This is a genomic window from Novosphingobium terrae, assembly GCF_017163935.1.
Classification (GTDB): domain Bacteria; phylum Pseudomonadota; class Alphaproteobacteria; order Sphingomonadales; family Sphingomonadaceae; genus Novosphingobium; species Novosphingobium terrae.
In genome coordinates this window covers 1239113-1258320 of record NZ_JABVZR010000001.1, presented here as the reverse complement: position 1 = coordinate 1258320, position 19208 = coordinate 1239113, and the positions used below count along the sequence as shown (strand labels likewise).

Genomic DNA, 19208 nt, shown 5'->3' with positions numbered 1-19208 from the left:
CATGGCGACAGAAAATCCTGTCAATATGCCTTAATAACCCTCTTTCCAGCTGCTTAAAGCTATCACAGGGTTATCACCATCGCGCAGCTTAACAAGGGCGTTATCGCCACTCATGTAAAGGATTGTAAATTCCCTCACCTTTGCGCTTCTGCCAAGTGACAACAAGGTATATCTGGCGAGGGATACGGGATGGGGCATTTTGAGCCCTACATGAAGGGATCTCATGCGTATCGCAATTGCTGACGACGATATTGCCTTCGTCGATTTCATCAAGTCAATTACGACTAGTGACGGGCATAGCTGTGTTGTTTTCGGCGATGGGCAGTCGATCGTCACCCAACTACAGCGCGAAACTTTCGACCTTGTCATCCTCGATTGGCATATGCCACGCATGACCGGGCCCGAAGTACTGGGATGGATGCAGCAGAACCTTGAAGTTCCGCCTGCCGTTATCATGCTCACCAGTCAGTACAACAAGAGCGATATCGCGCGCACCCTCAGCCAGGGCGCCGATGACTTTATCGTTAAACCGGAAACCGCCGCGGTGATTTCGGCGCGCATCGATGCTGTCCTGCGCCGCTCCAGCCAGCGCGTCGCGCCGCAGCGCCATATCGATTTCGGCTCCTATCGCTTCGACCGGCTGGAAAGCACCGTCTATTTCGACGGCGACTCCCAAAGGCTGACAGCCAAGGAATTCTCTTTGGCGCTGCTGTTCTTCCAGAACCTCAACCGGCCCCTGTCGCGCGGCTATCTGCTCGATACGGTGTGGAACAGCGTGGCAGGCCTGCCCACCCGCACGCTGGACGTGCATGTGTCCCATATTCGGGCAAAGCTGAAACTTGCCGTTGGTGGAAACTTCCGCTTGCAGACGATTGTAAGCTATGGCTACCGTTTGGAGGCTTGCGCGGAGGACGAATGAACAAGCACTTTCAGGCCCGTCGCATGCCCCGCATGATGCCGGGCATCACCACGGCCCTGAATTTGGCTTTGTTCTGCAGCCTGCCTTCGGCAGCATGGGCGCAAAACACGCCTTCTGAAGTCACCTATCACACCCATCTCCATGACACGCTGATCGATCTGGCCCGCCGTTACTTCAACCGGGTCGAGGATTATCGCGTGGTGCAGCAGCTCAACCATGTGCCGATCCCGGAGCATCTTCAGCCCGACATCGATCTGCGCATCCCCGTGAACCTGCTGCGTGGGGCATCCGCCACCGCCAGCGTGATCAGTTTTCGCGGTGATGTGCGCCTGGGTGAGGACCGCCACGCGGCCACGCAAGGCGCCGTGCTGGCCGAAGGCACCCGGATCGAGACCGGCGCCGGTTCCTTCCTCAGCCTGCGCGCCGCCGATGGCTCGATCGTGACCCTGCCCTCGCAAAGCGTGGTGCGCCTTTCGCGCATGCGCCGCATCCTGCTGACCGGCACGATGGACCAGCAGTTCAGCGTTGAACACGGACGGCTGGAAACCACCGTCGCCAAGCAACTGGGTCCGGCCAGCCATTATGAGGTGCGCACGCCCATCGCCGTTTCGGCGGTGCGCGGCACGGTGTTCCGCGTCAATTATGGTGAGGGCCCCTCGCTGACCGAGGTGCTGGGCGGCACGGTGGCCGTCGGCGCGCCGGGCGCGGCCCATCCTCAGGCAATCCCGGTGGGCGAAGGCGCCGCGGTCGCGCCGGGCGGCGGCATCCATACCGAACCGCTGCTGCCTGCCCCCGCCTTCACAGAGGCCGACCGCCTGCAGGCCGGGCATGAGTTGCGCTTTTCGCTGGCTCCGGTGCCGGGGGCGGCCTCGTATCATGTCCAGATCGCGCGGGATGAGGCGTTTCGGGATATCGTCGCCGAAACCACGTCGCAAACAGCGGAAGGTCATTTCGCCCAGCTGCCCGAGGGCAACTGGTTTGCCCGCGCCACCGCCATCTCCGCCACCGGTTTCGAGGGCCTGCCCGCCACGCAAGGCTTCGAGCGGCGCGCCCATGCCCTCGATGCCGATATCGCGCGTCTTACCCCGCGCAGCTGGCGCGTGACATGGCGCTATTCCGGCGATCCGGGCACCCATTTCCGGGTACAGATGATCCCCATCGACAAGAATGGTCAGCCCCTGGCCAAGCACCCGGGCAAGCTCGCTCTGGATGAGGACAATCTGCATGGCTCGGCCCTGCGGCTGGACGATCTGCCCCCCGGCCCCTATCGCTGGCGTGTCGGCGCGGTCAGCAACCCGGCCCAAAAGGACGATCTGTGGACGCAGTGGCGCGAGATCAGGATCGAGCGCTGAAACGCCCCTACCGCCGCCTGCTGCTGGAATGGAGCGTGATCCTCTGCTTTGCCGGAGGCATCGCGGCGGCCCTCGCATGGACAGGCGGCGCGCAAAGACTCGACAATCAGATCTATGACCGGCTGATCCGCTGGCGCGCGCCGCCGGTCGATCCGCGCATCCAGATCGTGGCCATCGATGACGACAGTCTGAAACGCCTTGGCGTATGGCCCTGGGGCCGCGACCTGCATGCCCGCCTGATCGAGCGCCTCAGCCAGGCCGGTGCCGCGCTGATCGCCTACGACGTGCTGTTTATCGAACCAACGCCCGATGATGAGATGCTGGGCCATGCGCTTTCGCATGGCAGCCCGGTGATCGCTCCCATGCTGTTTCAGGCGCCGGGCAGCAATGGCGCCGCCGTCGATGCCGTGTCGCCGATCCAGCAAGTCCGCGCCCATGCGCAGATCGGCCATGTCGATCTGGAGGCCGACAGCGACGGCCTGATCCGCCATATCAACCTGAGCGAAAGCGCAGGCGTCAATGCCCCCGTGCCGCATCTGATGGAACTGGCCTACCGCCGGATCGAGGGCCACCCCTCACCCGCTTTTGCGCCTCATGGTGCGCCGGTGCTGCTGCCTTACGCCAAGCAGACAGGCGCCTTCCCCACCGTGCCCTTCGCCTCGGTGCTGGCGGGCGAGGTGCCCGATGTCTTCCTGCGCGGCAAGATCGTGCTGGTGGGCGCCACCGCCACCGGCGTGGGTGACCGCTATCCCACCCCCCTGCCCGGCGGCGCCGCCATGCCCGGCGTGGAGCTTCAGGCCCATCTGCTTAACGCCATGCTGGCCGGGCGGATGATCCGCGCCATGCCCCCGCTCTGGCTGGCGCTGATCAGCGTGCTGCCGGTGCTGGCGCTGATGCTGGGCTTCTGGCGTTGGACGCCCGCCATGGCGCTGCGCTGCTCCATCGCGGCAATCCTGCTGGTGCTGGGCGGATCGGCGGCGAGCCTGCTGCTGGCGGGCTGGTGGGTGCCGCCCGGCGCCATGCTGGCCGGGCTGCTGCTGGCCTATCCCTTGTGGGGCTGGCGGCGGCTTCAGGCGATCAGCGACTATGTCGACGCCGAAATCGCCCGTTTCGCGGCGGAAAAGGATCTGGCCGTCCCTCACCGCACCCGCGCCCTGCCCACCGATGTGATCGAAGCCCAGACGCTGCAACTGGCCGGCGCCATCGACCGCATCCGCGACATCCGCCGCTTCGCCACCGACACCATCGAGCATCTGCCCGATGCCGTGCTGGTGGCCGGCGTGGATGAGCGCGTCACCCTGGCCAATGCCGCCGCCATCGCCATGATGGGCGACCATATGACGGGCTTTCTCCTCAGCGATATTCTGGCCACCATCACGCTGGAACGCCATGAGGATGAGATCACCACCGGCGACGGGCGCCGCGTCGCCATCGCCCGCGCCCGGCTGGAGCATGCCAATGGCCAGCACAGCGGCTGGATCGTGCGCCTTGTCGACATCACCCCCATCCGCGAGGCCGAACGCACCCGCGAGGAGGTGCTGCAACTGCTGAGCCACGATATGCGCTCGCCTCAGGCCTCGATCATCACCATGGTCGAGGGGCCGCAGGGCGCAGACCTGCCGCGCGATATGGCCAACCGCATTGCCCGGCACGCGCGGCGCACCATGACACTGGCCGATGGCTTTGTGCAGCTGGCGCGCGCTCAGGCCGCGCCTTTCGAGCCGGTCGAGATCATGCTGGCCGATATGCTGATCGAGGCCGCCGACGATCTCTACCCGCTGGCCCGCGAAAAGGGCGTGGCGATCACTCTGGAAGGCACGGAAGACCCGGTCTTCCTGATGGCCGAGCCGCAGATGCTGCTGCGCGCCTTCACCAATCTGATCGACAATGCCGTGAAATACAGCCCGCAAGGCACCGTGATCACCTGCGCCATCCGCCCCGGCCCCGGCGAGGAAGAAGCGCAGGTCTCGATCCGCGATCAGGGCGAGGGCATGCCCGAGACCGTGCGGCGCAATCTGTTCGGTCGCTTCGTGGCGGGCGGCGGCGTTTCGGGCGGCAAGCGGGAAAAACGCAGCGCCGGGCTGGGTCTGGCCTTTGTGAAAACGGTGATGGATCGCCATGGCGCCACCATCGACTGCGAAAGCGGCCCGGACGGCACCTGCTTCACCATGACCTTCGTCACACTGCCGGAAGAACCCATGCCTTTCGAGGATGAGGCCTAGGCCGCATGCCCTACCTCCTTTCTTCCGAAGAGTTTTCCGGTTTTTTCGCACTGCCCATGCGCGATGTGAACGAGAATGCCGAGCCGGTTCTCGACATCTGGCCTTATGTGGACAGCATCGATCTGGACGCTTTGGGCCTGACCGGCCTGCACGATGTCCACCATGTCTATCGCGATGCCAGCGAACGCTTCGACCATATACTGATCGGCACCGAGCGCTTCAACACGCTGCTGACCATCATCGTGGATCGGCAATTGCAGGTGATCGCGGGCCATCACCTGCTCGATCTGAACCAGGCCTATGGCCGGGCAGACAATCCCTAGAACATCCTGCGTGATTTGGGAATCACGCAGGATGTTCTAGGTTTCTGTTGTCGCATCGTTTGATGCAAAAAACCGGTTCCCACTTTTTCGCACGATGCTCTAAGCCGGGCGCGGCACCGCCAGCGCCCGCTCCAGCCGCGCATGAGCCGCCGTCAGATGATCGCGCAACAGCGTGCTGGACCGCGCCGCATCGCGCGCCACCAGAGCATGGATCACCGCCCCCATCTCGCCCGCAGTCTCGCGCTGATCCTCGGGCCCGCGCCTTGCATGCAAAATGCGCAAGCGGCGATGGAGCGACAGCATCGTCCCCGCCAGAAGCGCATTGCCGCTGCCGATGGCGATCAGCCGCTGCAGAGCCGCCAAAGCCTCGGCGAAACGGCCTTGCCCGCCCTTTTGCTCAGCGGCGCCTTCCATCTCGCGCAGCATATGGTTGAGGCCGGTGCGGGCGCCCTCGCCCATATTGCGCGCAGCCTCGGCGGCGGCATGGGGCTCGACCAGCAGGCGCAGCGCAAAGGCATCGCGCAGCTCCACCCCGCCCATCTCCGGGCTGGCGCGATAGCCGACATTGGGCCGCTTGAAGACCAGCCTTTCGGCCTCCAGCTGGCTCAACGCCTCGCGGATCGGGGTCTGGGACATGGCGAGGTCACGCGCCACACGGTCAATGGCGACACGCTCGCCCGGGGCGATGCGCGCGGTCAGGATCATGGCCAGCAAATGGTCATAGGCCTGCTGAACCAGCGTGGGGACGGCAAGGCTGATCATGCCGTCGCCCGAATTCTGAACGAGAAGACCACCACGCGAAACCGTTGCCACCACTCTGCCCTGCCAGCGCCCCGAAGCCGCACGCCCCCGCGTGCAAACCATGGCAGGCGCCTAGCACAAGGGGCAAAAGGCCGCCATCGGCCAATTACCCCCCTTTTGAAAGGCCATGCCCGGCCGTGTTTATGCCCCGGTGCGCGCTATGGCGAAAGGCGCAAAGGCCTGCTGCACCGGCATGATCTCGATGGTGTTCACGTTGAGATGCGCGGGCAGACGCAGCACCGCCTCCGCCGTATCGACTACATCCTCGGCGGAAAGCGGCTTCATATTTTCATAGACCTTGGCCGCCGCGCCATCATCGCCACGGAAACGCACCTGCGAGAATTCGGTCTCGCAAGCGCCCGGCTCCAGCGAGGTGACGCGGATCGGCGTCCCCAGCAGATCGGCGCGCAGATTGAGCGAGAACTGGCGCACGAAAGCCTTGGTGGCGCCGTAAACATTGCCGCCCGGATATGGATAGGTCGCCGCCACCGAGCTGAGATTGATGATATGGCCGCGCCCGCGCTCCACCATGCCGGGCAGAACGGCATGGGCGATGCGCACCAGACCGGTCACATTGGTCTCGATCATCGTCTCCCAGTCGGAGAGCTGCGCGCGCTGCGCCGGTTCCAGACCCAGCGCGAGCCCGGCATTGTTGAAGACGATATCGATGGCCTGAAACGCCTCGGGCAGATCGGCGACCAGCTTGTGACCGGCATCGGCCTCACGGATATCCAGCGGCACGGCCAGCAGGCGATCGCCGCCCTCGGCTTTAAGCGCTTCCAGCCGTTCCACGCGCCGCCCGGTGGCAATCACCTTGCCGCCCGCCGCCAGCACGCGCCGCGCCATGGCCTGACCAAAGCCCGAGGTCGCGCCGGTGACCAGAGCGATGCGCCCCTCGGCCCAGAGATCGGAAGGGTTGCTCGGCATGGAAAACTCCTTGGAAACCTGTCGGATAATCGCAAGAGAGCTTTAGCGCGCCTTGTCTCAGGCGTCCATCACGCAGACCTCATACTTAAGCCGAAGTATCGACAATCAGCCCCTGCGCCTCACGCGCAGCCGCCACGAAAGCGCGCGCAATGGCCCCGACATCGGCAGCACTGCGCCCCGGGCGGTAGAGCGCCGAACCCAGCCCTGCGCCGTCCGCGCCAGCATCGAACCAGTCGGACAGATTGTCCACCGCCACGCCGCCGACCGCCAGCAAGGCCATATCGGCAGGCAACACCGCGCGCAGGGCCTTGATGTAGGATGGGCCGACGCCCTCCGCCGGAAACAGCTTCAGGCCCGTGGCCCCCGCATCCAGAGCGGCAAAAGCCTCGCTGGCGGTGAAGAAGCCCGGCAGGCTGACCATGCCCGCCTCGACACTGGCCGCAATCACATCGGTATCGACATTGGGCGACACGATCAGCCGCCCGCCCGCATCATGCACCTGCGCCACCTGACGGCGCGTCAACACCGTGCCCGCCCCGATCAGCACCTGCGGCCCGAAACGGCGGGCCAGACGGCCAATGGATTCAAAGGGATCGGGCGAGTTGAGCGGCACCTCGATCATGCTGAAACCGGCCTCGACAAGCTGCTCGCCCACGGCCTCCACCTCTTCGGGGCGCACCCCGCGCAGAATGGCGACCAGCGGACAATGGGTCATGGCGGCGGACAGATTGGCAATCGCACTCATCGGGGAAACTCCATCGCAGGCATAAAACGGCAACAGCCGACAGGGCGCCCCGTTCCGTTCAAGGTTCCACGCAGGCTCGTTTGCAGGGTTTCTAGTCGGACTAGAAAGGAAATACCACCTCGACGTGAGAAGGCCCCTTTCTTGCAATTCAATCGTACTCGATTATATTGCGGGAATGAGTGACGAAGCCCCCTCCTCCACACCCGGCGCGCTGGATGATTTCCTCTGCTTCTCGGTCTATTCCACCGGGCTGGCGGTGAACCGTTTCTACAAGCCGCTGCTCGACCGGCTGGGGCTGACCTATCTGCAATATCTGCTGATCGTGCTGCTGCGCGAGAAGGACGGCCAGACCGTCAGCGAAATCGGCGAGCAGCTGTTTCTGGAATCCTCCACCCTCACCCCGCTGATCAAGCGTATGGAGGCCGCCGGGCACCTCACCCGCCGCCGCGACAGCAAGGATGAGCGCGTGGTACGAGTATCGCTGACGGATCAGGGCCGAGACTTGGCCGCGCAGGCAGCGTGCATTCCGGGCGAGGTTTTTGAAGGGTTCGGCATGCCGCTGGAGGAATTGAAGACTTTGGATGGCGCCTTAAAAATCTTGCGTAAGAAGCTGTTTGAAAAAGCAAAGTGAAGGAAAAATGCGAGGGTGTTACACCCTCGCGCTCCCTTGAATGTCTGCGTTGCGCGTCGGGTTCAACCATGGAGCAACGTCGCTGCGCCGCAGGCAATAGCTGATAGGGCGGTGCTGGCGATTTTAAGGCCTGCGGCGCCATAGTCGCACAGGTGGAGAGATCGAACGCCACGATGCGGCACCCTCACCCTATCGTCGGGAGACGGAATGGGAGCGCGAGGGGGTAACCCCCTCGCATTTCCTCTTCTTAATCTCTTTGAACTTCCTGCACCAAACCTTTGAAACAACAAAAAAGGCGCCCGCCCCCGAAGGACCGGACGCCTTTCCCGCTCTCATCCAGCGCCGGGGTTACCCCCAAGCGCCGGAGCCCTCTCAAGCCTTGTAAGTCTTCTCCACGGCGGCGCGGAAGTTGGCCATGTCCTGCGCCGAACCCACGGTGATGCGCGAGGTCGTCGGCCAGATCGGCCAGTTGCGGCCGATCTGCACCTTTTCGGTCAGCAGCGCGGTCTGCATTTCCTTGGCGGGCTTCTTCCAGTTCACCATGAACATGTTCGCTTCGGCGCCCGGGTGGTATTCGATGCCCTTCTTGCCAAGCCAGGCGAGGGTTTCCTCGCGGTTGGCGATCATCTCGTTGCGGCGGGCCTTGATCAGGCCGGCCTCGGTGTAGACCGCCGCACCGCAGGCCATGGCGGTGATCGAGATGCCGCCCGAAACGGCGTTGTAGAGGGCAATCTTCTGCTGCACTTCCGGCGCCGCGAAGGTCAGGCCCAGGCGGATGCCCGCCATGCCGAACAGCTTCGAGAAGGTGCGCATCACGATGAGGTCCTTGCGGTTGCCAAGGAGCTTCAGAGCGGAAGGCGCTTCCGAGAAGTGGATGTAGGCTTCGTCAACCAGCACCATCGAACCGGCGGGCTTGTTGTCAAGCAGCCACTGGATGTCGGCCAGCGAGGTGACCGTGCCAGTGGGGTTGTTGGGCGTGCAGATGTAATAGAGACCGGCGTTGGGGTTGGAGGCCAGCATGGCCTTCACATCGGCGCCCTTGCCGATCGTCTGCGGGGCCTTGGCCAGCGGCGCGCCCAGATAGGCAGCCGTGCGCCAGGCCGACTCGAAGGTGGGATCGACGGTGACCAGACCCTTGGTGGGCGAGCAGAAGGCCGCCACGATGCTGACCAGCGGGCCGCCCGAACCCGGCCAGATGCGGACCACCGACTGGTCCACGCCCTCGGTGGCGGCGACGGTCGAGATGAGCTTGTCCTTCAGATCATCGGGATCATAACGGTTGCCCGAAGCGGCGTATTTGGCAATGGCTTCCACGCCCGAGGCGAAGGGGCCGGTCCAGCATTCATTGGCGCCGATGATCGTGCCGCCCTTGAGCGAGCGGGCGGCCTGCTGCTGGGCCGAGGCAGTGCCGATGAAAGCGGTGGGCGAAGCGGCGGCAGCGCCAAGCAGAGCGGCGATCTTGCCGAAGTTGCGGCGCGAGAAGCCGCGCTCGATCAGATCCTGTTCGGCGTTTTCCTGGAGTGACACGACCATGTTTGTCCCCTTCTGCCGGACCTTGCCGGCTGGCTGAAACTGCGCCTGCCGGCTGTGCCGGCTTGCTGAATGTGCTGAACGCTCCCGCCCGCCCGTTTTTTTGGGTATCGGATGGCCGGGGGTCCCCCTTCCGCAATCATGGCTACAAGCTGAACGCGCCTTTGGGCATACGTCAGATCACCCCCCTTCGGGGGTTCAAAACCCTAGTCACTTACGGGGTTTTAGGCTGTTCCGTCCGGGCCCTGGATGGGAAAGCTCAGCCGGGCGATCACCCCGCCTTCGGGGCGGTTGGCCAGCGACAGCACGCCGCCGAAACTGTTGGCCTGCGCGCGGGCGATGGTCAGGCCGATGCCGGTGCCGCCGGTGGAGCGCGAGCGGCTCGCCTCGCCGCGCACGAAGGGCTCGAACATTTCGGCGAGGCGCTCTTCAGGGATGCCGGGGCCGGAATCGGCAACGGCAATCTCCACCGATCCTTCGAAGATGGCGCAGGTCAGCCGCGCCTCGCCGCCATATTTTACGCCATTGCTGATCAGATTTTCCAGACAGCGGGTCAGCGCATCGGGCTTGATCCAGGCCGAGACGCCGCATTGGCTCGACAAGGTCACCGGCGCGCCCATTTCGGCGTGGTCTTCCACCAGACTGGTCACAAGCGAGTCGATGTCGACCATCGACCATTCCTCGCGGTTTTCGCTGGCGCGGGCCAGATCGAGCCCGTCGCGCACCAGTGACTGCATGGCGGCCAGATCCCCCACCAGCCTTTCGCGCAAGGTGGCATCCTGCACCTGTTCCAGCCGCAGGCGCAGGCGGGTGATCGGCGTCTGCAGATCATGGGCGATGGCGGCGAGGATATGGGTGCGCTCGCGGAAACCGTCGCGCACGCGCTGCTGCATCAGATTGAAGGTTTCCAGCGCCACGCGCACCTCGCCCGGGCCGCTGACGGGGATCGCCTCAGGATCGATCGAAAGCGAGAAACGCTGCGCAGCCCCGGTCAGACGGCGCAGCGGCACGGTGGTGAGCCGCGCGGCCCAGAGCGAGACCAGCGCGCTGGCCAGCACGATCAGGAACAGATAGATCGGGTCCAGCGAGCCATTATGCGGGATCTCCAGCGCGAAGAGATCGATGGTCACCAGCCGCCGCACGCCGCGCGCATCGGTAAAGCCCACCTGCCAGCAGTCGATATCGATCTTGCCCTTCACACCGGCGATGCTGTTGCGATTGACATAGGCCTCGCCGAAGCATTTGCTGGTGATCCGCTGAACGGTGATGCCGGCCCGCACGCCCATGTTCTGCTCCAGCATATCGGCCAGCCGGGGATCGGCTTCTCCCAGCACGGCGTCGGGCATGGCATTGCGCACGCCGAACAGATCGCGCGCGTCAAGCTGGCTCTGCGTGGCCTCCGGATTGTGGGCGAAGCGATTGGCGATGTCGGCCGTGCTGGCCACCACCCGCTCCAGCTGCAGATGCTGGAGCGCCAGAATGCGCAGATGCTCGGCCACCACCAGCGAGGCGATCGAGGCGCTGGCGATGCCCAGCATCAGCAGCAGCGCAATCCGCCCGGCCAGCGAGGCAAGGAAATCGCAGACAAGCCGCCAGATCCTTTTCACGGCCAGATCCTTTTCACCGACAGTGCCCGCGCGATTTACTCATAGGTGACATTGGCGGCCAGCACATAGCCTTCGCTGCGCACGGTGATGATCAGATCCGCCCCGCCCTTTTCGGCGGCCAGTTTCTGGCGCAAGCGGCTGATCTGCAGATCGATCGAGCGGTCGAAGGCCACGGTGGCCTTGCGCTCGGGCGAAAGCGCCTCGCGCCCCAGCACCTGATTGGGCGCCTCGACCATGCGTGAGAGCAGGCGGTATTCGGCGGAGGAAAGCATCACCAGCCGCCCGTCGCCCGTCACCAGACGGCGCAGCAGCAGATCCAGCTTCCACGGGCCGAATTGCGCGAAACGGGCGTTGCGCGGGCGGGCCAGCGCCTCGGCGCCGCTCTCATTGCTGCCGATGCGGCGCAGCAGGTTGCGCACCCGGGCCAAAAGTTCGCGCGGTTCGAAAGGCTTGGTGAGGTAATCGTCGGCGCCCAGTTCCAGACCCAGCACGCGGTCGATGGCGCTGTCACGCGCCGTCACCATGATGATGGCATCGGCATAGCCGCGCGAGCGCAGATCGCGGCACAGGTTCAACCCGTCGCCATCGGGCAGGTTGAGATCGAGCACCACCACATCGGCGGGGGCTTCCTCCAGCGCGGTCAGGGTTTCCCCCACGCTTCCGGCGGCGCGCACGGCAAAGCTTTCCCGCTCAAGCTGGGCGATGATCAGTTCGCGGATATCGGGGTCGTCATCCACCACCAGCACGCTGCCGGAAGCAGAGCCGCCTGAAGGGCTGAAAGAAGCGGAAGGCATTGTCATCGCCTCCGAGCCTTATCGCCTGCTCCCCGTCTTGTCCAACCGGGGCGCTGGCCGCCTACAGACTGATACAAAGGCCTACGTTTGTCTACGCGCAGACAAGAGCGAGGACAAAATTTTACCGAAAAACTTGTGGCGTGTTGCAGCGCAAAAGAGCATTTGGCCTTCATGCCTCAATTCGCCCCCCGCCCCCTCGCCCTGATGCCCGCTCCTCTGGCTCTTGTGGCCGCTCTGGCCGCCTGTTCCGGCCAGAAAGCGCCGCCCATGCGCCCCCCCACCGATGTCGGCTATGTCGTGCTTCAGGGCACGCAGGCCGCGCTCAGCACCGAGCTGACCGGGCGCATCACCGCCACCACCTCCTCCGACGTGCGCCCGCAGGTTGACGGCATCATCCGCCAGCGCCTGTTCACCGAAGGCAGCGATGTGAAGGCGGGCCAGGCGCTCTATCTGATCGATCCGCGCAGCTACAAGGCCTCACGCGATCAGATCGCCGCGCAGATCGAAAGCGCGAAGGCCACGCTGATCACCAATCAGAACAAGGTCGACCGCTATCGCAAGCTGAGCGACACACAGGCCGTCAGCAAGCAGGACATCGACGATGCCGTCGCCGCGGCGGGCACCGCGCGCGCCTCGCTGCATCAGTATGAGGCCAATCTGCGCGCCGCCAATCTCAATCTGGAATACACCAAGGTGCTGGCGCCGATTTCGGGCCGCATCGGGCGTTCGGCCTATACGGTGGGCGCGCTGGTTTCCGCCGCGCAGACCACGGCGCTGGCCAGCATCCAGCAGCTCGATCCGATCTATGTCGACATCACCCAGTCGAGCGCCCAGCTGCTGGCCCTGCGCAAGCAGCTGGCCAATGGCAGCGTGCTGCCTGCCAGCACCACGGTCCATCTGAAGCTGGAAGACGGCAGCGACTATCCGCAGACCGGCACCATCGAATTCAGCGAAGTGACGGTGGATGAAAACGCCGGTACGGTGGTGCTGCGCGCCCGCATTCCCAACCCGCAGCGCATTCTGCTGCCGGGCATGTTCGTGCGGATCGAAACTCCGCAGGGCGTGGTGCCCAACGCCGTTCTGGCCCCCCAGCAGGGCGTGCTGCGCGACACCAAGGGCGATCCCTATGCGCTGGTGGTCGATGCGCAGAACAAGGTCGAGCAGCGCAAGATCAAGCCGGTCAAGGCCGTGGGCAACATGTGGATCGTCTCCGAAGGGCTCAAGCCCGGCGACCATCTGATCGTGCAGGGCACCGACAAGGCCCTGCCCGGCGCCACGGTGAAACAGACCCTCGTGAAGATCGGGGGTTGATCTCATGAGTATCAGTCGTTTCTTCATCGACAGGCCGATCTTCGCCTGGGTGGTGGCGATCGCCATCATGCTGGCGGGCACCGGCGCGATCCTTTCGCTGCCCATCGAGCAGTACCCTGACGTTTCCCCGCCCGAGATCGCCATCACCGCGACCTATCCGGGCGCCTCGGCCGAGACGCTGGAATCCAGCGTCACCCAGATCATCGAGCAGCAGCTGACCGGCGTCGACAATCTGCTCTACTTCTCCTCCACCTCCTCGGCCTCGGGCACGGCGACGATCACCGTCACCTTCGCCAAGGGCACCAACCCGGATACGGCGCAGGTGCAGGTGCAGAACAAGGTGCAGCAGGCCACATCGCGCCTGCCCACCGAAGTGCAGAGCCGCGGCGTCACCGTCACCAAGGCCGCAGCCGACTTCCTGATGGTCGTCGCGCTCTACGACCAGAGCGACCGCGCCACCTCCTATGATATCGGCGACTATCTGCTCAGCCATATCAACGACGAGGTCGGCCGTGTGAACGGCGTGGGCCAGACCCAGGTCTTCGGTGCGCAATATGCCATGCGCGTCTGGCTGGACCCGACCAAGCTGGCCGCGCGCAAGCTGATGCCATCCGATGTCACCAGCGCGATCAGCGCCCAGAACATCGAGATGTCGGCAGGCCAGCTCGGTCAGAAGCCGGCGGTGGCGGGTCAGGCCATCAACGCGGTGGTCAAGGCCAAGTCGCGCCTGCAGACGCCCGAACAGTTCCGTAACATCGTCGTCAAGACGCTGACCGACGGTTCGGTGGTGCGCCTGTCGGATGTCGCCCGCGCCGAGCTCGGGCCTGAGGATTACGGCTTCACCGTGCGCCTCAACGGCCATCCCGCCTCGGGCCTTGCCGTGCAGCTGGCTGCCGGCGCCGATGCCATCAAGACCGCCGCCGCCGTGCGCGCCAAGGTCGAGCAGCTCTCCAAGGACATGCCTGCCGGCTATACGGTGGCCTATCCGGTTGACAGCACGACTTTCGTGAAAACCTCGATCCATGAGGTGATCGAGACGCTGATCATCGCCATCCTGCTGGTGGTGCTGGTGATGTATCTCTTCCTGCAGAGCTGGCGCGCCACGCTGGTGCCGGCCATCGCCGTGCCGGTGGTGCTGCTGGGCACCTTCGGCGTGCTGGCGGCCTTCGGCTACTCGGTCAACACGCTGACGATGTTCGGCATGGTGCTGGCCATCGGTCTGCTGGTGGACGATGCCATCGTGGTGGTCGAAAACGTCGAGCGCCTGATGACCGAACGCGGCCTCGACCCGCGCGAGGCCACCATCGAGTCGATGGATGAAATCAGCTCGGCGCTGGTGGGCATCGCGCTGGTGCTGTCCGCCGTGCTGCTGCCGATGGCCTTCTTCGGCGGGTCGACCGGCGTGATCTATCGCCAGTTCTCGGTGACCATCGTTTCGGCGATGATGCTCTCGGTGGTCGTGGCGCTGGTGCTTTCGCCCGCGCTCTGCGCCACCATGCTCAAGCCGGGCGACCACGATCCGCTGCACCGCACCGGCTTCTTCGGCAAGTTCAACCGCTGGCTGGACGCCAAGACCACCGCCTATCTGGGCAAGGTGGAGGGCGTGATCGCCCGCCGCGCGCTGCATCTGGGTATCTTTGCCGCCATTGTGGTGGTGATGGCGCTGCTCTTCACCCGCCTGCCCACCGGCTTCCTGCCCGATGAGGATCAGGGCATGGCCATGGTCATGTTCCAGCTGCCTCCGGGCGCCACGGATGAGCGCGCGCAGAAGGTCGGCGACCAGATCCAGGACTTCTACACCGGCCCCGAGAAGAAGAATGTCGCTCAGGCGATGGTCGTCAACGGCTTCAGCTTCAACGGCCAGGGTCAGAATGCGGGCATGGGCTTCGTTGCCCTGGCACCGTTTGACGACCGCAAGAGCAGTCAGGACTCCGTCACCGCGATCAACAAGCGCGCGATGATGCAGTTCAGCAAGATCCGCGATGCCACGGTCTTCCCGCTGGCCCCGCCTGCCATTCGCGGCCTTGGCCAGTCGAGCGGCTTCACCTTCGAACTGCTCAACCCCAACAACCTCGACCGTGCCACCTTCGAGGGCCTGCGTGACAAGCTGGTCGCGGCAGCCAATGCCGATCCCAAGCTGCTGCAGGTGCGTGCCGCCACGCTGGCCGACGCTCCCCAGCTGCGCATCGACATCGATGAGGCAAAGCTGGCCGTGCTCGGTCTGGCCCAGTCCGACGTCAATGATGTGCTGACCACCGCCTGGGGCAGCGATTACGTCAATGACTTTGTGGATCGCGGCCGTGTGAAGCGCGTCTATGTGCAGGGCGACGCCGCCTCGCGCATGCTGCCCGAGGACATCAACCAGTGGTATGTCCGCAGCAGCACCAACGGCAACATGGTGCCCTTCTCGGCCTTTGCCACCACGCGGTGGGAAAACGGCCCGAACATCGTCTCGCGCTTCAACGGCCAGCAGGCCTATGAGATCGACGGCAGCGCCGGCGCGGGCGTCAGCTCGGGCGAGGCAATGCAGGAAATCGTCGCGCTTCAGCAGAAGATCGCGCCGGAGCTGTCCTATGCCTGGTCCTCGCTATCCTATCAGCAGAACCAGTCCTCGGGTCAGGCGCCCTACCTCTATGCGCTTTCGGTGCTGGTGGTGTTCCTGTGCCTTGCCGCGCTCTATGAGAGCTGGTCGGTGCCCTTCGCCATTCTGATGGTGCTGCCTCTGGGCATCATCGGCGCGGTGCTGTCGGTGACGGTGCGCGGTCTGCAGAACGACATCTATTTCCAGGTCGGCCTGCTCACCACCATCGGCCTTGCGGCCAAGAACGCGATCCTGATCGTGGAATTCGCCGAAGCGGCGCGCCGTGAAGGGCAGGACATGCTGCATGCCGTGCTGGAAGCGGCCAAGCTGCGCCTGCGCCCGATCCTGATGACCTCGATCGCCTTCATCGCCGGCGTCTTCCCGCTGGTGATCGCCAGCGGCGTGGGCGCCGAAAGCCGGATCGAGATCGGTACGGCGGTGGCGGGCGGCATGCTCACCGCCACGGTGCTGGCCATCTTCTACGTCCCCCTGTTCTTTATGGTGATCGGCAAGCTGTTCCACCGCGCCGATGACGAAACCCCGAGCGAGACCGCATGATGCGCGCTTATACCATGAGAGGCGCAGGCTTCTCCCTGTCGCTGGCCGCCTTGCTGCTTTCGGGCTGCAACATGGCGCCCAAATATGTCCGCCCCACCGCGCCCGTGGCCGAACAATGGCCCGGCGGCGCGGCCTATCCCGCCCCTGATCAGAGCGGGTCCAAGGCAGGCCTCACCTGGCAGCAGCTGATCACCAATCCCAAGCTGCAGCAGGTGATCACCCAGATGCTGGCCAACAACCGCGACCTGCGCGTGGCGGTGGCCAATGTGGTGGCGGCCCGCGCCACCTATCGCGCCGACCGCGCGGCCATCTTCCCGGTGATCGGTGCCACCGCCACAGGCAGCCGTACCGGCGGCAGCAGCGCGGGCAGCACCACCGGCGGCAGCTACAATCAGGTCAATCTGGGCGTCTCCTCTTTCGAGATCGACCTGTGGGGCCGCTTGCGCAATCAGGCCAGCGCGGGGTTCGAGACCTATCTCTCGACCCAGTCGGGCATGCGCTCGACCAAGCTGAGTCTGGTGCAGGAAACGGCGCTGGCCTATGTCACGCTGGCCTCGGATGAGGATCTGCTCAAGATCGCCAAGGACACGGCCGCCAGCGCCAAACGCAGCCTGGATCTGACGCAATCGCTGCTGGATGCCGGCCTTGGCAATGCACCCGATGTGGAAAGCGCCAAGACGGTGCTGGCCACGGCGGAATCGGATGTCGCCAGCAACACCACGCAGGTGGCGCAGGATCGCAATGCCCTCGACCTGCTGGTGGGCGCGCATGTCGATGAGGCGCTGCTGCCCACATCACTGGCGGACATCGATGGCTCGATCGCGCTGGTGCCTGCCGGGCTTTCCTCCACGGTGCTGCTGCAGCGCCCCGATGTGGTGGAAGCCGAGCATACGCTCAAAGGCGCCAATTACAGCATCGGCGCGGCCCGCGCGGCCTTCTTCCCCACGATCAGCCTGACGGCGGCGGGCGGCTTTGCCAGCACGGCTCTGTCCAGCCTTTTCAACTCGGGATCGAAGGGCTGGAGCGTCTCGCCCACAGCCAGCCTGCCGCTGATCGGCGGCACGCGCTTTGCCGATCTGGACAAGGCCAAGGCCACGCGTGACGCCGATGTTGCCAGCTATGAAAAGGCGCTGCAGACGGCCTTCCGTGATGTGGCGGATGCGCTGGCCCGGCGCGGCACCATCGAGGATCAGCGCGCGGCACAGGGCCGTCTGGTCACCGCCTCGCAGCGCAGCCTGACGCTTTCGGATGCCCAGTACCAGGCCGGGACCGCGGCCTATATCAATGTGCTGACGGCGCAACGCACGCTCTATTCGGCGCGCCAGACGCAGGTTTCGGCCACACTGGCGGATCTGTCGAACCGCCTCTCGCTCTACACCGCGATTGGCGCTGACGACACGCTGTAAGCCCAAAGCAACGGCGCACAAAAAAGGGGCGGAAGGTTTGCACCTTCCGCCCCTTTTCGTTTCCCGCCCTTGTGTTTTTGGGGTCGGGAAACTTAACTCCAGCCGCCTGCCAGCGCGCGGAACACATCGACCTGAGCAAAGGCCGCATCGCGCCGCGCCGCCACCAGATCGGACTGGGCCTGCGCCAGCGTGCGCTGCGCGTCCAGCACGGTCAGGAAGTCGATCCGCCCTTCCCGCTGCCGCGCCAGACTGATGCGGGCAGCACGCGCCGCCTCATCCTGAGCGCGGGCAAGCGTATCGGTCCGCTCCTGAGCATGGGCATAGGTGGAGAGCGCCCGCTCGGTTTCCTCAAGCGCGGTCAGCACCGTGCCATCGAAGGTCGCCAGCGAGGCCTTGCTGTCGGCCTTGGCAGCGGCGATCTTGGCGCGGGTGGCGGCGATGTTGGGGAAGTTCCAGCTGATCAGCGGGCCAATGGACCAGCGCGTCGATTCCGACCCCAGCACATCCATGCCGGTGAAGGCCGAGGAGCCCACCGATCCGCCCAAAGTGATGCGCGGATAGAGGTCAGCGGTCGCCACGCCGATGCGCGCGGTGTCGGCGGCCAGACGGCGCTCGGCGGCGCGCACGTCGGGGCGGCGGGCCAGCAGCGCCGCGCCATCGCCCACCGGGATAGGCTTGGCGGGGTGCGGCGTGACCACCTGAGCGATCACGTCAGCCGGCAGGTCCTGAGGGGCCCGGCCCGTCAGCGTGGCCAGCCGCAGCAGGGCCGATTTGCGATCGGCCTCGATCTGCGGAATGGCGGCGGCCTGCTGATCGCGCAGGGTCTGGAAGCGGATCAGATCGAGCCGGTCCGAACGCCCCACATCGACGCGCGCACCGGTGATGCGGATCGACTGGTCGAGCAGCGTCACCGTCTCCTGCGCCACCTTCAGCCTTTCGGCGCTGGTGGTGACATCCAGATAGGCGCGCACCGTATCGGAGATCACCGCCAGCCGCACCGCATCGGCATCCGCATCGGCGGCATCGGCGTCGCCATGGGCCGCTTCCACACCGCGCCGCACACGGCCGAACAGATCGACCTCATAGGAGAGCGAGAGCCCGCCATCATAATACCAGGCTTCGCGCTGCTGGTTGGAAGAGGTCAGCTGAGCAGCGGAAAAACGCTCACGCGTGGCCGAAGCATCCAGCGTGGTGCTCGGCAGGCGTGCGGATTTGGCGTTGCGCAGCAGGGCGCGGGCGCGTTCCACACGGGCTGCCGCCACGCGGATGTCCGTGTTGGCCTTGAGGGCGTCGTCCACCATCCGGTCGAGCAGCGGATCATTGTAGAGCTTCCACCAATGATCGGCGGCGGCCTCCTGCGTGAAGGCCGGGCTTGCCGCCCCCGTGAAGGGAGCGGCGGCCACGGGGGCGGTTTTCGGGGCCTTGTAATCGGGCCCCACGGCGCAGGCGGCCAGCAGGCTGGTTGTCGCCAGCAGAAGGATCATCCTGATCTTCATGGGTC

At 65.0% G+C, this 19208-nt stretch carries 15 protein-coding genes; 8 read left to right on the top strand and 7 right to left on the bottom strand.

What is annotated here, in order from left to right:
* Window positions 1-223: 223 nt before the first annotated feature.
* The 4 genes from HGK27_RS05930 to HGK27_RS05915 are packed head-to-tail and all read left to right on the top strand — an operon-like array spanning window position 224 to window position 4816.
* Entirely contained in the window at window positions 224-919 is a 696-nt protein-coding gene (locus HGK27_RS05930) for a response regulator transcription factor (protein ID WP_206239524.1), read from the top strand.
* Window positions 916-2271, top strand: a complete 1356-nt coding sequence (locus HGK27_RS05925; protein ID WP_206239522.1) for a FecR family protein — start codon at window positions 916-918, stop codon at window positions 2269-2271. Before HGK27_RS05930 ends, HGK27_RS05925 begins: the two co-directional genes overlap by 4 nt.
* On the top strand, window positions 2235-4493 hold the full coding sequence (locus tag HGK27_RS05920) for a CHASE2 domain-containing protein (RefSeq protein ID WP_206239520.1): 2259 nt from the start codon (window positions 2235-2237) through the stop codon (window positions 4491-4493). Before HGK27_RS05925 ends, HGK27_RS05920 begins: the two co-directional genes overlap by 37 nt.
* A gap of 5 nt (window positions 4494-4498) precedes the next feature.
* Window positions 4499-4816, top strand: coding sequence for a hypothetical protein (locus HGK27_RS05915; RefSeq protein WP_206239519.1), 318 nt, complete (start codon window positions 4499-4501; stop codon window positions 4814-4816).
* Window positions 4817-4915: 99 nt separating this feature from the next.
* On the opposite strand, the gene HGK27_RS05910 is transcribed toward HGK27_RS05915, so the two are convergent.
* The 3 genes from HGK27_RS05910 to HGK27_RS05900 all read right to left on the bottom strand — a co-directional run bounded on the left by HGK27_RS05910 (window position 4916) and on the right by HGK27_RS05900 (window position 7289).
* The gene (locus HGK27_RS05910) at window positions 4916-5680 is read right to left on the bottom strand and encodes a GntR family transcriptional regulator (RefSeq protein ID WP_206239517.1); all 765 of its coding nucleotides are present in this window, start codon (window positions 5678-5680) and stop codon (window positions 4916-4918) included.
* Window positions 5681-5758: 78 nt separating this feature from the next.
* The gene (locus HGK27_RS05905; protein ID WP_206239515.1) at window positions 5759-6544 is read right to left on the bottom strand and encodes an SDR family NAD(P)-dependent oxidoreductase; all 786 of its coding nucleotides are present in this window, start codon (window positions 6542-6544) and stop codon (window positions 5759-5761) included.
* An 85-nt stretch (window positions 6545-6629) separates the two neighbouring features.
* Window positions 6630-7289 (bottom strand): 2-dehydro-3-deoxy-6-phosphogalactonate aldolase, encoded by a 660-nt coding sequence (locus tag HGK27_RS05900; RefSeq protein ID WP_206239513.1) that lies wholly within the window; start codon window positions 7287-7289, stop codon window positions 6630-6632.
* Between the two features lie 175 nt (window positions 7290-7464).
* Between HGK27_RS05900 and HGK27_RS05895 the strand changes: the two genes are divergently transcribed.
* Window positions 7465-7920, top strand: a complete 456-nt coding sequence (locus tag HGK27_RS05895) for a MarR family winged helix-turn-helix transcriptional regulator (protein WP_206239511.1) — start codon at window positions 7465-7467, stop codon at window positions 7918-7920.
* Window positions 7921-8292: 372 nt separating this feature from the next.
* Here the strand turns inward: HGK27_RS05895 and HGK27_RS05890 are convergent, their stop codons facing one another.
* From HGK27_RS05890 to HGK27_RS05880, 3 genes are all read right to left on the bottom strand, one after another.
* On the bottom strand, window positions 8293-9453 hold the full coding sequence (locus HGK27_RS05890) for a pyridoxal phosphate-dependent aminotransferase (protein ID WP_206239509.1): 1161 nt from the start codon (window positions 9451-9453) through the stop codon (window positions 8293-8295).
* A 221-nt stretch (window positions 9454-9674) separates the two neighbouring features.
* Window positions 9675-11057, bottom strand: a complete 1383-nt coding sequence (locus tag HGK27_RS05885; protein ID WP_206239507.1) for an ATP-binding protein — start codon at window positions 11055-11057, stop codon at window positions 9675-9677.
* A 35-nt stretch (window positions 11058-11092) separates the two neighbouring features.
* Entirely contained in the window at window positions 11093-11857 is a 765-nt protein-coding gene (locus tag HGK27_RS05880) for a response regulator transcription factor (RefSeq protein ID WP_241126864.1), read from the bottom strand.
* A gap of 165 nt (window positions 11858-12022) precedes the next feature.
* Here HGK27_RS05880 and HGK27_RS05875 point away from each other — a divergent pair, with 165 nt between their 5' ends.
* Genes HGK27_RS05875 through HGK27_RS05865 form a run of 3 tightly spaced genes read left to right on the top strand, consistent with a single transcriptional unit; the run spans window position 12023 to window position 17707 of the window.
* Window positions 12023-13162, top strand: coding sequence for an efflux RND transporter periplasmic adaptor subunit (locus HGK27_RS05875; RefSeq protein ID WP_206239505.1), 1140 nt, complete (start codon window positions 12023-12025; stop codon window positions 13160-13162).
* A gap of 4 nt (window positions 13163-13166) precedes the next feature.
* On the top strand, window positions 13167-16301 hold the full coding sequence (locus HGK27_RS05870) for an efflux RND transporter permease subunit (RefSeq protein WP_274617154.1): 3135 nt from the start codon (window positions 13167-13169) through the stop codon (window positions 16299-16301).
* Window positions 16298-17707: an efflux transporter outer membrane subunit gene (locus HGK27_RS05865; RefSeq protein ID WP_241126863.1), complete on the top strand. Its 1410-nt coding sequence runs from the start codon at window positions 16298-16300 to the stop codon at window positions 17705-17707. Before HGK27_RS05870 ends, HGK27_RS05865 begins: the two co-directional genes overlap by 4 nt.
* Window positions 17708-17799: 92 nt before the next feature.
* On the opposite strand, the gene HGK27_RS05860 is transcribed toward HGK27_RS05865, so the two are convergent.
* A complete protein-coding gene (locus HGK27_RS05860) occupies window positions 17800-19203 on the bottom strand; it encodes an efflux transporter outer membrane subunit (RefSeq protein ID WP_206239503.1) in 1404 nt (467 codons plus the stop codon).
* Window positions 19204-19208: the final 5 nt, after the last annotated feature.

Excerpts from the sequence above, each read along its gene's own strand:
- HGK27_RS05930 (WP_206239524.1), top strand. The coding sequence starts at position 224 with ATGCGTATCGCAATTGCTGACGACGATATTGCCTTCGTCGATTTCATC.
- HGK27_RS05925 (WP_206239522.1), top strand. The coding sequence starts at position 916 with ATGAACAAGCACTTTCAGGCCCGTCGCATGCCCCGCATGATGCCGGGC.
- HGK27_RS05915 (WP_206239519.1), top strand. The coding sequence starts at position 4,499 with ATGCCCTACCTCCTTTCTTCCGAAGAGTTTTCCGGTTTTTTCGCACTG.
- HGK27_RS05910 (WP_206239517.1), bottom strand. The coding sequence starts at position 5,680 with ATGGTTTGCACGCGGGGGCGTGCGGCTTCGGGGCGCTGGCAGGGCAGA.
- HGK27_RS05905 (WP_206239515.1), bottom strand. The coding sequence starts at position 6,544 with ATGCCGAGCAACCCTTCCGATCTCTGGGCCGAGGGGCGCATCGCTCTG.
- HGK27_RS05900 (WP_206239513.1), bottom strand. The coding sequence starts at position 7,289 with ATGAGTGCGATTGCCAATCTGTCCGCCGCCATGACCCATTGTCCGCTG.
- HGK27_RS05895 (WP_206239511.1), top strand. The coding sequence starts at position 7,465 with ATGAGTGACGAAGCCCCCTCCTCCACACCCGGCGCGCTGGATGATTTC.
- HGK27_RS05890 (WP_206239509.1), bottom strand. The coding sequence starts at position 9,453 with ATGGTCGTGTCACTCCAGGAAAACGCCGAACAGGATCTGATCGAGCGC.
- HGK27_RS05880 (WP_241126864.1), bottom strand. The coding sequence starts at position 11,857 with ATGACAATGCCTTCCGCTTCTTTCAGCCCTTCAGGCGGCTCTGCTTCC.
- HGK27_RS05875 (WP_206239505.1), top strand. The coding sequence starts at position 12,023 with ATGCCTCAATTCGCCCCCCGCCCCCTCGCCCTGATGCCCGCTCCTCTG.
- HGK27_RS05870 (WP_274617154.1), top strand. The coding sequence starts at position 13,167 with ATGAGTATCAGTCGTTTCTTCATCGACAGGCCGATCTTCGCCTGGGTG.
- HGK27_RS05865 (WP_241126863.1), top strand. The coding sequence starts at position 16,298 with ATGATGCGCGCTTATACCATGAGAGGCGCAGGCTTCTCCCTGTCGCTG.
- HGK27_RS05860 (WP_206239503.1), bottom strand. The coding sequence starts at position 19,203 with ATGAAGATCAGGATGATCCTTCTGCTGGCGACAACCAGCCTGCTGGCC.